Origin of the sequence: uncultured Campylobacter sp. (assembly GCF_938030785.1) — a bacterium.
GTDB lineage: Bacteria > Campylobacterota > Campylobacteria > Campylobacterales > Campylobacteraceae > Campylobacter_B.
Window position 1 is genome coordinate 1 of the sequence record NZ_CALHIK010000067.1, and the last position, 10440, is coordinate 10440.

Below are 10440 nucleotides of genomic sequence, written 5' to 3' on the forward strand. Positions count from 1 at the left end.
AAAAATTTATCCAAAAAGCCGTCCTTTTTAAGCTGCGCGAGATCGGAATTTATAAAATCCAAAAGCTCTTTATTGCCTTTCTGTACGGCGATGGCGTTGAAGGTTTGATTGCCGAGCCCGTCAAGCGCAACCTTGGTTTTATTATCTATGATCGCATACGCCCTTAAGATGAGGTTATCGTCGGCGTGCACGGCATTTTTCGCCGCTTTAAAGGCGCGGTAACACTTCGCCGAACTCTTGCAAAATTTCAGATTCTTTCTAAAGCCCTCTTTTGCCAAAAAGTTGTGAATGGGTGAGTTTTTTATGACGAAAATTTTTCGCTGGTGAAGCTGGCTTAGGCTCGTGATATTATCGTCTGCGTGCGCCAAAATGCCCACCTGCACCTTAAAATACGGATCCGAAAAGTCCACTCTCTGCGCGCGTTTAGGCGTCGGAGTAAAGGTAGCTACGACCATATCGACCTCGTTTTTTTCCAAAACGCTCATCCTTCTATCGGTCGCGATGTGGATAAATTTGATCCTGCCGGGATTGTCGCCGAAGATATCTTTGGCGATTTTGCCCGCCAGTTGCGCCTCAAAACCCACGAATTTGCCGTCCGTAAGGGAGCTGAAAGGAGGTTGGTTATTATATACGCCTATGCGGATAACGCCGCTTTTTCTGATCTCATCCAAACTATTTGCAAAAAGAGATACGCAAAGTAAAGCCTCCGCAATGAGTATTTTCATCTTTTCTCCTTAATCTATTTACGTGGAATTCGGTGGCTAATTATAAATGAAAAGAGATTATACTCAGCTAAAATCAGAATTTCGCTTAGGTTTTTTGGCTAAATTTGATGAATAATTTTATTTGGAATTTAAAACGGCACCGCTTTTTGGTTGCTGTTTTTGCAAAGAAGCGGCGCCGAAATTTTACTGAAATTTTAAGAGCTTATGCTTAGATCGGCATCACGCGGATGTTAGGGCTTAAATTCTCTTGCAAGACGTTTTCGATCGCATACAGCGTGCCACTTGCGCCACTCGCGCAGCCGCTACAAGCGCCAAGATAGCGGATGTAGATGTCGGTTTTGCCGTCGTCTGCAGACCTGATGTCGATGACGTCGAGATTGCCGCCGTCCATCTGAAGCATCGGACGAATATCCTCGTCAAGCACCCCTTCGACCGCTTTAAATTTACCGATCAAATTTAACTGCTCAAAGCTCATCTCCGCTCCCGCTTTCGCGCTAGTAGCGGCACTCGCCTCGGCTTGAGCTTGAAGCCTCTCTCGCTCCATCTCCTCTCTGGTTTGCTTTAAAATATCGACCAGATAGTAGTTCTTCTCCTCGTGTCCGCCCGGGCGCACGCAGGATTTGCAAAACGCGCCCGCTTTTGTGTATTGCGTGATCTCTTCAACCGTATGAAGATCGTTTAATCGGATCACCTCTTTGATCGTGCCGAGGCTCACGCGCGCGCAGTCGCACACGATGATCTCGTCCTCGAAATGCGCGGGATCGACGCCCTTATAATTCGCCGCAGCCTGCTTGATGACGTCGTATGCCATGACCGAGCAGTGCATCTTTTGCGGCGGTACGGCAGGCTCATCGGGATTATCGCGCATCGCATGCTCTACGTCTAAATTTGTAATCTTTACCGCTTGATCGACGGTCTTTCCGATACAAAGCTCAGCCATCGTATCCGAACTGGCAATCGCCGTGCCGCAGCCGAAGCTTTTAAATTTAGCGTCTAAAATTCTATCGGTCTTAGGATCGATCAACCAATACAGCCGCACTGCATCGCCGCAGCTCTCGGCGCCGAAGTCCGCGACCACGAGCTTGCCACCCCTAGCCTTCGCCTCCTCTTCGGTGATCTCGCCCATATAGCGAGGATTATTCATACGCTCCTGCACTTTTTGCGAGTACTGCTCCCAGATCGAACCGTTTATCAAACTATTTTTTGCCATTTTTTATCCTTTATTTCTTCTCATAACCTTGCGGCGCGTAAGCAAATGTGCTTGAAATCCCGCGCAGACGAGCGACGGCTTTGCCTATATGCTCGATCGCGTAATCGATCTCCGCCTCCGTCGTAAAGCGCGACAGCGAAAGCCTTAGCGCCGTATGCGCTAGTTCCTTATCCGCGCCGATCGCTTCCATTATCGGGTTATTCTCGAGCGCCTCGCTCGCACACGCAGAGCCTGTAGAAGCGGCGATACCTACTTTATTTAGATCCCACAGCATCGCCTCTCCCTCGACGCCTTGGATCGAGGCGAGGATGGTGTTTGGCACGCGAATGCTACGGTCGCCCACGACGCCTACGTTTGGAATTTGTAAAAGCGCGTCCTCCAGCTTATCGCGCAGTCTGCTTACCTGAGTGCGCTCAAAATCCATAAATTTATTCGCTAGCTCCAAAGCTTTGCCGAGCCCCACTATTCCCGCGACGTTTAGCGTGCCGCTGCGGCGTCCGCCCATATGCTCTCCTCCGTGAAGCAGGCTCGTAAGCGGCTTACTATCTTTGATATAAAGCGCGCCGACCCCCTTTGGAGCGTGAAATTTATGCCCGGAAAGGCTTAAAAAATCCACGTCGGCATCGCGCACATTTACCTTTATCTTACCTACGGCCTGCACCGCGTCGGCGTGATATAGCGCGCCGCGCTCATGCGCAATACGTGCTATCTGTTTAACGGGGAAGATCGTGCCGGTTTCGTTATTTGCCCACATCACGCTAACAAGCGCGGTTTTGTCGTTAATTTTTTCGGCAAGCTCGTTAAGATCGATCTGTCCGTTTTTATCGACGCCGAGGCGGGTGATCTTTACGCCGCAAATTTTTTCTAAAAAAGCACAGGTCGCGCTGATTGCGGGGTGCTCGACGGAGCTTATGACGATATTATCCTTCTCGCCGGTTAGAATTTTATCGTAGTAAATTCCTTTTAAAACCCAGTTATTGCTCTCGGTCGCACAGCTCGTGATGACGATATCGTCCGCATCCGCAGCGCCAAGCCCCGCATAGAGCCTATCCATCGCGACTCTTAGCGCGGGGTGAGTCTCGCTGCCGAAGCTGTGAAGGGAGTTTGGATTGCCGTATTTATCGCAAAAAAACGGCTTCATCTCCTCAAAAACTTCAGGATCGACCATCGTAGTGGCGTTATTGTCCAAATAAACGCGCTGCATAAAATTCCTTTCTAAAATTTGTCTAAAATTTAATCAGACAATTTCGCTCTTTTATCAATTTCGCACGATAATATAACATAATTGCTAAATTTTTCTTTAACGCTTGCCGTTTTAAAAACCGAAAGTTTTTGGAGAATTTATTAGATCGAAAAATTCCTTACGCGTGTCGTTTCGGCTGATAAAAAGCCCTCGCAGTGCCGACGTAGTCGTGGTCGAGTTGATCTTTTGCACGCCGCGCATCTCCATGCACATGTGCCGCGCCTGCAGCACCACGCCCACGCCGAGCGGATGGATTACCTCTTGGATTGCGCTTGCGATCTGCTCGGTAAGCTGCTCTTGGATCTGCAGCCTGCGCGCAAAAATATTTACCATACGCGGAATTTTGCTAAGCCCCACGACTTTTTTATTCGGGATATACGCGACGTGCGCGCGCCCTATAATCGGCAGCAGATGGTGCTCGCAGAGACTATAAAATTCTATATCTTTTATCAAAACCATCTCATTGTTGCTGCTCTCAAACAGCGCGTCGTTTAAAATTTCTTTTGGATCCAGCTCGTAGCCGCTAGTTAGAAACTCATAGGCTTTAGCCACGCGCTCAGGCGTCTTTGCGAGCCCGTCGCGCTTCGGATCCTCGCCTAAAATTTCAAGCATCTGCGACACGCAGTTTTCAAATTTAGCTCGGCTTTTTTCGTCCATTTTTAGCAATTCCTTAAAGATCGATGCGCGATATTACTCAAAAACGCCTTTTATAACGCTGATAAATTTTAAAATTCCGCGCGAAATTTTATCAATCTCATTATGTTAATGATAATATATTTAAATTTAAGAAATTTTTATTTAAAATCCGCCGTTTCGATAAGCTTTATCTAAAAGGAGTTCGGTAATGAAATTTAAGATGAGTTTTGGCGCGGCTTTGGCGCTTTTTTCTTTTGCTTGCGCCGAACAAAACGCCGCAGCAAACTCCACTTCGGGCGAAAACCTAGGCGATATCGAGGTCGTAGAATGGGCGAATAACGACGACGGTTACCGCGCCGTACGCAGTGAGATCGGCAAGACGACTAAGAGAATTTTAGAAATTCCGCAGACCGTAAACGTCGTAACGCAGCAGCATCTAAAGGACAAAAAGCCAGAAACTCTAGCCGAATCGCTACAAAACGTAAGCGGCATAAGCTACGCAAATACGACGGGAAATATTTTCGATGCGATCATCAAGCGCGGCTTCGGCGAGGGTCGCGACGGCTCGATTATGCGTAACGGCGTACCAGGTGCCATGATGCACAACTACAATAAAACTATTCAATCCGTCGAGGTTCTAAAAGGGCCCGCGAGCATGCTCTACGGTGCACAGCAACCGGGCGGCGTCATAAACATGGTAACCAAAAAGCCGCAGTATGAGTTTATAAATGAGCTTTGGAGCGGGCTGGGCAACCGCAACTATTGGGATGCGGGATTTGATGCCACGGGACCGATCGCAGACAGCGGCTTTGCGTATAGATTTATATTCGATTACTACACAAAGGATTATTGGCGAAATTTCGGCGGTATAAAAAACACGCTCTTTGCGCCGTCGCTTGCGTATCAAGGAGACGATTATTCGATAAGCTTAGGCTACACCCATAGCCGCTCTACCGATCCGGTGGATCGCGGCGCGTTTTTGGTGCCGAGTACGGGTAAAATTTACGGCAGCGGCAAAGTCCGCTTCGACGAGCCGGTAAATAAACTACAAAGCAAGCTAGATACGGTTGATTTCGGCTTTGAGAAGGAATTTAACGAGGATTGGATATTAAAAGGCGCCTATGCTTTCTCGCGCAGCAAGCACGAATACGGCTACGTCCGTCCGAACAATCCATTCACGCCCCAAGGCCTTACCGGCACGACGCGATCGTATAACTACTACGATAATTTCATACACCGCACGCACGCAGCAAGCGTCACGCTAAACGGCAAATTTGAAACGGGCCCGCTTAAGCACGATGTCCTTTTCGGCACGGATTACAAAAACTACTACAGATACCGCCCGGGCGCGCTAAAAGGCACCGCAGGGCGCATCAATATGCTTACCGGGCGGACCGCTTCGGGCGCCGTCCTAACGAACGATAGAGAGCCAAAAATACAATATCAAAAGCTAAGAACGATCGGTCTTTACACCCAAGATAATATAAATTTAACCGACGAGTTAATACTTTCTTTGGGCGTGCGTAGGGAATTTTACGATCAAGTAGCCAAGCAAAGCTGGCAAGGACCGAACAACACCGATCAGAAAAAGGCCGCTACGACCTATCAGGGCGGGCTTTTGTACCTGTTAAGCCCGCAGTGGTCGGTATATACTAACTATGCGCAAAGCTTCACGCCGCAGATGTCCATAGGCGAGGCGATAGGCGGCGATCTAAAGCCGGAGGAAGGCAAATCCGTGGAGCTCGGCACTAAATTTCAAAACGATCGAGTCACTGCAGGTGCGGCGGTGTTTAATATCGATAAAAGAAACATCCTGCGAACGGTAAATAATATAAGTGAGACGATCGGCAAGGCTCGCTCGCGAGGATTTGAGCTCGATATAAACGGGCGCGTGACGCAGGGACTTAGCATGTCGGCGAGCTATGCATATACCAAAACGAGAGTGCGTGAGGACGACGGCGCTTTTGCGGTGCTAATCGGCAAACCGCTGGAAGCGACGCCGAAGCACCAAGCAAGCCTATTTGCCAACTACGATTTTGCGCATCTAGGCGCAAAGGGGCTTAGGCTTGGCGGCGGCGCGCGATACTTCGGCTCGTGGTACACCTATTATATGCACACGAACCTACCGAGCGTGCCCGCAGGAACGGCGTTTAAGCTGCCACACGCCGTAGTTTATGACGCCTTCGTGAGCTACGATACTAAAATTTCGGGCTATGATACGAATTTTTCGTTCAATGTCAAAAATTTGACCGACAAAAAATACTACACCTCATCCTCAACTGGCACGACCACGAGCGTGATACCTATTCAAATGGGCTACGCGCGGCAGTTTATGTTTAACGTATCGGTAAAATTTTAACCTCAAGCCCGCTTTAAATTTTAAGGCGGGCTTTTAAAATTTTGAAATTTTGATAAATACAAACCGCTTAGGCTCGGCAAATTTTAGGAATTTATACTTTAAATAAGAAATTTTTTGATATATTACGAGCTATTTTTAAATTTTCTAAAGGAATTTTATGGAAGTAAAAGCAAAAATGAAAGACGCCGCGAATGCGGTAGCTGCGAGCAAGATCGAAGCAAAGCAGGTCGCGGCAAAAGTAGAAGAGCTAGCCAAAAAGGCCTCCAAGCAGCTAAGAATCGACGGATTCAGACAGGGTAAAGTGCCTACCGCGGTGGTTTTGAAGCGATACGGCAAACAGCTTGAGGGCGATGCGAAGCAGGAGCTTCTTAAAAATATGATCGACGAGTCTCTTAAAATTTTAAAGAAAAAACAAGATGAAATTTTATCCGAGCCGGTCTTTTCTAAATTTGATGAAAAAAACGGCGATATCAACGTCGAAATCGAAATTTCTTTCAGGCCCGAGGTTAACGTCGAGGGGTACGAGGAGCTGATTCCTAAATTTAGCAGCCCGCGCGTTACTCAAAAAGAGATCGACGAGAAAGTGGCGGAATTTTTGCAGATGATTGCTCCGCTTTCTAAAACCAACAAAAAAATTCTAGCCAAAGACGATTTTGCAAAATTTGATTTCGAAGGCTTCGTGGACGGCAAGGCGTTCGACGGCGGCAAGGCGCAGGACTACGTCCTTCAGATCGGCTCAAATCAATTCATCCCGGGCTTTGAAGACGGAATGATCGGACTTAGAGTGGGCGAGGAGCGCGACGTAGCGGTTAAATTTCCCGAAAATTACGGCGCGAAAAACTTAGCCGGCAAGGACGCGATCTTTAAAGTCAAGCTTCATGAAATTCAAGCTAAAAAACCCGCCAAAGAGCTCGGCGAGGAGGAGCTAAAGCAAGCGCTTCCGGGCGAGAAAGAGCCGAGCAAAGAGAAATTTGAAGCGCGCATCAAAGAGCGCATCAAAAATGATAAGCTTCAAAAGCTAATAAATGAGGATCTAAAGCCTAAATTTGCCGACGCGCTCGCCGAGAAATTTAACTTCGCGCTTCCAAAAGCGATCGTTGAGCAGGAGATAAATTTGCAGTTTAACAACGCCTGGAGCGGCTTTTCAAAAGAGCAGATCGAGGAATTTAAAAACAACAAAGACGCCCTGGATAAAAAGCGCGAAGAGTTTAGAAAGGCTGCCGAAAACAGCGTCAAACTTACATTCTTAATCGACGAGCTAGCCAAAAAGCGCAATATCGACGTGAGCGATCAGGAGCTCGTCCAAGCGGTCTATATGGAGGCCTACACCTACGGCGCAAACCCGAAAGAGCACCTAGATAGATACCGCAACAACGGCATGCTACCGGCCGTTAAAATGGCGCTAATCGAAGAGAAGCTATTTAACGATATCTTCTCAAAGCAGGGCAAAAAAGAAGCGAAAGGCGAATAATGGTGATTCCTTACGTTATAGAGCAGACCGGCCGCGGAGAGCGCAGCTACGACATCTACTCAAGACTGCTAAAAGACCGTATCGTAATGCTTAGCGGCGAGATCGACGACGCGGTGGCAAGCTCGATCGTCGCGCAGCTTCTGTTTTTGGAAGCAGAGGATCCGGATAAGGATATCTATCTATACATCAACTCCCCGGGCGGCGTAGTTACGAGCGGATTTAGCATTTATGACACGATGAATTACATCAAACCGGACGTGAGCACGATCTGTATCGGTCAAGCGGCGTCGATGGGGGCGTTTTTGCTAAGCTGCGGCGCCAAAGGCAAGCGCTACGCGCTTCCAAACTCGCGCATAATGATCCACCAGCCCCTCGGCGGCGCGCAGGGCCAAGCTACCGACATCGAGATCCAAGCCAAAGAAATTTTACGAATGAAAGAAATTTTAAATAACATCCTTTCGCAAAATTCCGGCAAAGATCTCGCGCAGGTCGAAAAGGACACCGATCGCGACTTTTTCATGAGCGCCGAGGATGCCGTGCAATACGGCTTGATCGATCAAGTACTTCAAAAGAGCTTTAAATAGATGATCCTGGACGTCCTTACCTATCCGAATAAAAAGCTTTATCAAAGATCGACCGAGGTCGTTAAATTCGACGCGGCGCTGGGCGAGCTTTTAGACGATATGTATGAGACGATGATCGCAAAAAACGGCATAGGCCTTGCCGCGATTCAGGTAGGAAGGCCCGTACGCGCTTTGATCATAAATTTAGCCAATGAGGAAAAAATCCAAGACAAAAAGGACCTCATCGAGATCATCAATCCGCAAATTTTAAAAAAGGAGGGCGAGGTCGTTTACCAGGAGGGCTGCCTGTCGGTGCCGGGCTTTTATGAGGACGTTACGCGCGCCGAGTTTATCACGGTGCAGTTTCAAGACCGCGCCGGCAATACCCGCCAAATGGACGCTAGCGAGCTGCTAGCCGTCTGTATCCAGCACGAGATGGACCACCTCGACGGACATCTTTTCATCGAGCGTATCGGATACAACAAACGCAAAAAATTTGATAAAGAATTCAAAAAAAGCCTAAAAGAAAAATCGAAATGAAATCCCTAAAATGCGCTGCCTTCACGGATGCACTGATCCCCGTAGAGGTTGAGTCGACATTCGTGCGGGGGCTGCCGGGATTTAATATCGTTGGTCTTGCAGGAGCTACGATAAAAGAGAGCGAAAGCCGCATAAAAGCCGCGCTTGTGAGCCTAAATTTTAAATTTCCCGCATCTAAAATCATCATAAATCTCTCCCCCTCCGATACGCCCAAAAACGGCTCGCACTTCGATCTTGCGATCGCGCTTCTAATCGCGCTGCAAAAGGAGCGCATCGACGGCGATTTCTTCGTCTTCGGCGAGCTCGGTTTGGACGGTAGCTTAAAGAGCACGGCGAGCCTCTTTTCGATCCTGCTTTTTTTAAGCACGAAAGTGAAGCGCGCTAAAATTTTAGTGCCGCAAAGCATAGCTCTAAAGGCCTGCACGATCCCAAACTACGACGTGTATGCGGTGGATAGCCTAAGCGACGCGGTCAGATTTTTTCTAGACGAGGAATTCGCCGCAAGCAGGCTCATGCGAGAAACCCATCCGCTTTTTAAAAACGTCGTGGAGATTGACGGGCAAATTTACGTCCCCAACCGCGATTTTTCGCTTGATTTTAAAGACGTCAAAGGGCAAAAGCGCGCCAAGCGCGCGAGCCTGATCGCCGCATGCGGCATGCACAATATCCTATTTGAGGGCAGCCCAGGCTGCGGCAAAAGCATGTGCGCAAAGCGAATAGCCAGAATTCTGCCGCCGCAGAGCCTGGGCGAAGTGCTGCTCTCGTGCGCCTACGAGTCGCTAAATAACAAAGACGTCGACTTTAGCGCGCTGCGCCCCTTCCGCTCGCCGCATCACACTAGCACGCGCAGCTCGATTTTCGGCGGCGGCAGTAGCGGCGCAAAGATCGGCGAGGTCGCGCTCGCAAACGGTGGCGAGCTGTTTTTCGACGAGCTGCCGCACTTCGGCAAGCAAATTTTAGAAAGCCTGCGCGAGCCGCTGGAGGATAATAGAATTTTAATTTCGCGCGTAAATTCCAAGGTCGAATACCAAACGAAATTTATCTTCGTCGCGGCGCAAAACCCCTGCCCGTGCGGAAATCTATTTTCCAAAAACCTCACCTGCACCTGCTCGTTAAACGATATCAGGCGCTACAAAAACACGATCTCCGCGCCACTGCTCGATCGCATCGACATATACGTCGCGATGGATGAGACCGGCGCGGACGACAGAAGCGACGTTTGCAGCGAGGAGATGGCGGATGCGGTGCTACGGGCGTTTCGCGCGCAGAAGGCTCGCGGACAGAGCGAGCTAAACGCAAAGCTGCGCGACGAGGAAACTGAAAAATTTTGCGTCTGCGAAAGCGCTGCGCGGGATGTTTTGCAAACCGCGATCACCCGCTACGACCTTTCGCAGCGCGGCGTAAATAAAACGCTAAAGCTCGCGCGCACGATCGCTGATCTAGCAGGCGCCGAAATCATCGCTAAGGCGCATATTTTGGAGGCTCTTAGCTTTCGCATAAGGAGCGAAATTTGAAAAAAATTTTCTTTAGCACCGAGGAGCTCGACGCGCGAGCGAGCGCAAAATTTGGACTTGGCGAGCAAATTTTAATGGAAAACGCCGCAGGCAGGATCGAGCGCGAGATCAGAAAGCGGCTCAAAAAGGGCTCGCGCATTTTGGCGCTTTGCGGCGGCGGAAATAACGGCGCGGACGCG

At 49.0% G+C, this 10440-nt stretch carries 10 protein-coding genes; 6 read left to right on the forward strand and 4 right to left on the reverse strand.

All coding sequences use genetic code 11. The features are described from left to right. The 4 genes from Q0438_RS03440 to folE form a co-directional block, all read right to left on the reverse strand. Positions 1–725: transporter substrate-binding domain-containing protein (locus tag Q0438_RS03440; RefSeq protein ID WP_299187415.1), on the reverse strand; the 725-nt coding region annotated here is incomplete at its 3' end. Between the two features lie 208 nt (positions 726–933). After that, positions 934–1935, reverse strand: coding sequence for an iron-sulfur cluster assembly scaffold protein (locus tag Q0438_RS03445; protein WP_299187417.1), 1002 nt, complete (start codon positions 1933–1935; stop codon positions 934–936). 10 nt (positions 1936–1945) lie between these two features. Continuing rightward, complete coding sequence (locus Q0438_RS03450) at positions 1946–3139, reverse strand: NifS family cysteine desulfurase (protein ID WP_299187419.1); 1194 nt, start codon at positions 3137–3139, stop codon at positions 1946–1948. Positions 3140–3250: 111 nt separating this feature from the next. Continuing rightward, positions 3251–3835 (reverse strand): GTP cyclohydrolase I FolE, encoded by a 585-nt coding sequence (gene folE / locus Q0438_RS03455; protein WP_297918758.1) that lies wholly within the window; start codon positions 3833–3835, stop codon positions 3251–3253. A 187-nt stretch (positions 3836–4022) separates the two neighbouring features. Between folE and Q0438_RS03460 the strand changes: the two genes are divergently transcribed. The 6 genes from Q0438_RS03460 to Q0438_RS03485 all read left to right on the forward strand — a co-directional run. Continuing rightward, entirely contained in the window at positions 4023–6173 is a 2151-nt protein-coding gene (locus Q0438_RS03460; protein WP_299187421.1) for a TonB-dependent siderophore receptor, read from the forward strand. A gap of 157 nt (positions 6174–6330) precedes the next feature. Then, positions 6331–7644, forward strand: a complete 1314-nt coding sequence (gene tig, locus Q0438_RS03465; RefSeq protein WP_299187424.1) for a trigger factor — start codon at positions 6331–6333, stop codon at positions 7642–7644. After that, positions 7644–8228, forward strand: a complete 585-nt coding sequence (gene clpP, locus Q0438_RS03470; protein WP_297918766.1) for an ATP-dependent Clp endopeptidase proteolytic subunit ClpP — start codon at positions 7644–7646, stop codon at positions 8226–8228. Before tig ends, clpP begins: the two co-directional genes overlap by 1 nt. Beyond that, the gene (def, locus tag Q0438_RS03475) at positions 8229–8747 is read left to right on the forward strand and encodes a peptide deformylase (protein WP_299187427.1); all 519 of its coding nucleotides are present in this window, start codon (positions 8229–8231) and stop codon (positions 8745–8747) included. Further along, positions 8744–10261 carry a YifB family Mg chelatase-like AAA ATPase gene (locus Q0438_RS03480; protein WP_299187429.1) on the forward strand — a complete coding sequence of 506 codons (1518 nt, stop codon included), beginning with the start codon at positions 8744–8746 and terminating at the stop codon, positions 10259–10261. Before def ends, Q0438_RS03480 begins: the two co-directional genes overlap by 4 nt. Next, a partial coding sequence (locus Q0438_RS03485) for an NAD(P)H-hydrate epimerase (protein WP_299187430.1) occupies positions 10258–10440 on the forward strand: 183 nt, incomplete at its 3' end. The genes Q0438_RS03480 and Q0438_RS03485, both read left to right, overlap by 4 nt.

Coding starts and splice junctions, on each gene's coding strand:
- Q0438_RS03445 (WP_299187417.1), bottom strand. CDS start 1,935: ATGGCAAAAAATAGTTTGATAAACGGTTCGATCTGGGAGCAGTACTCG.
- tig (WP_299187424.1), top strand. CDS start 6,331: ATGGAAGTAAAAGCAAAAATGAAAGACGCCGCGAATGCGGTAGCTGCG.
- folE (WP_297918758.1), bottom strand. CDS start 3,835: ATGGACGAAAAAAGCCGAGCTAAATTTGAAAACTGCGTGTCGCAGATG.
- Q0438_RS03480 (WP_299187429.1), top strand. CDS start 8,744: ATGAAATCCCTAAAATGCGCTGCCTTCACGGATGCACTGATCCCCGTA.
- Q0438_RS03460 (WP_299187421.1), top strand. CDS start 4,023: ATGAAATTTAAGATGAGTTTTGGCGCGGCTTTGGCGCTTTTTTCTTTT.
- clpP (WP_297918766.1), top strand. CDS start 7,644: ATGGTGATTCCTTACGTTATAGAGCAGACCGGCCGCGGAGAGCGCAGC.
- Q0438_RS03450 (WP_299187419.1), bottom strand. CDS start 3,139: ATGCAGCGCGTTTATTTGGACAATAACGCCACTACGATGGTCGATCCT.
- def (WP_299187427.1), top strand. CDS start 8,229: ATGATCCTGGACGTCCTTACCTATCCGAATAAAAAGCTTTATCAAAGA.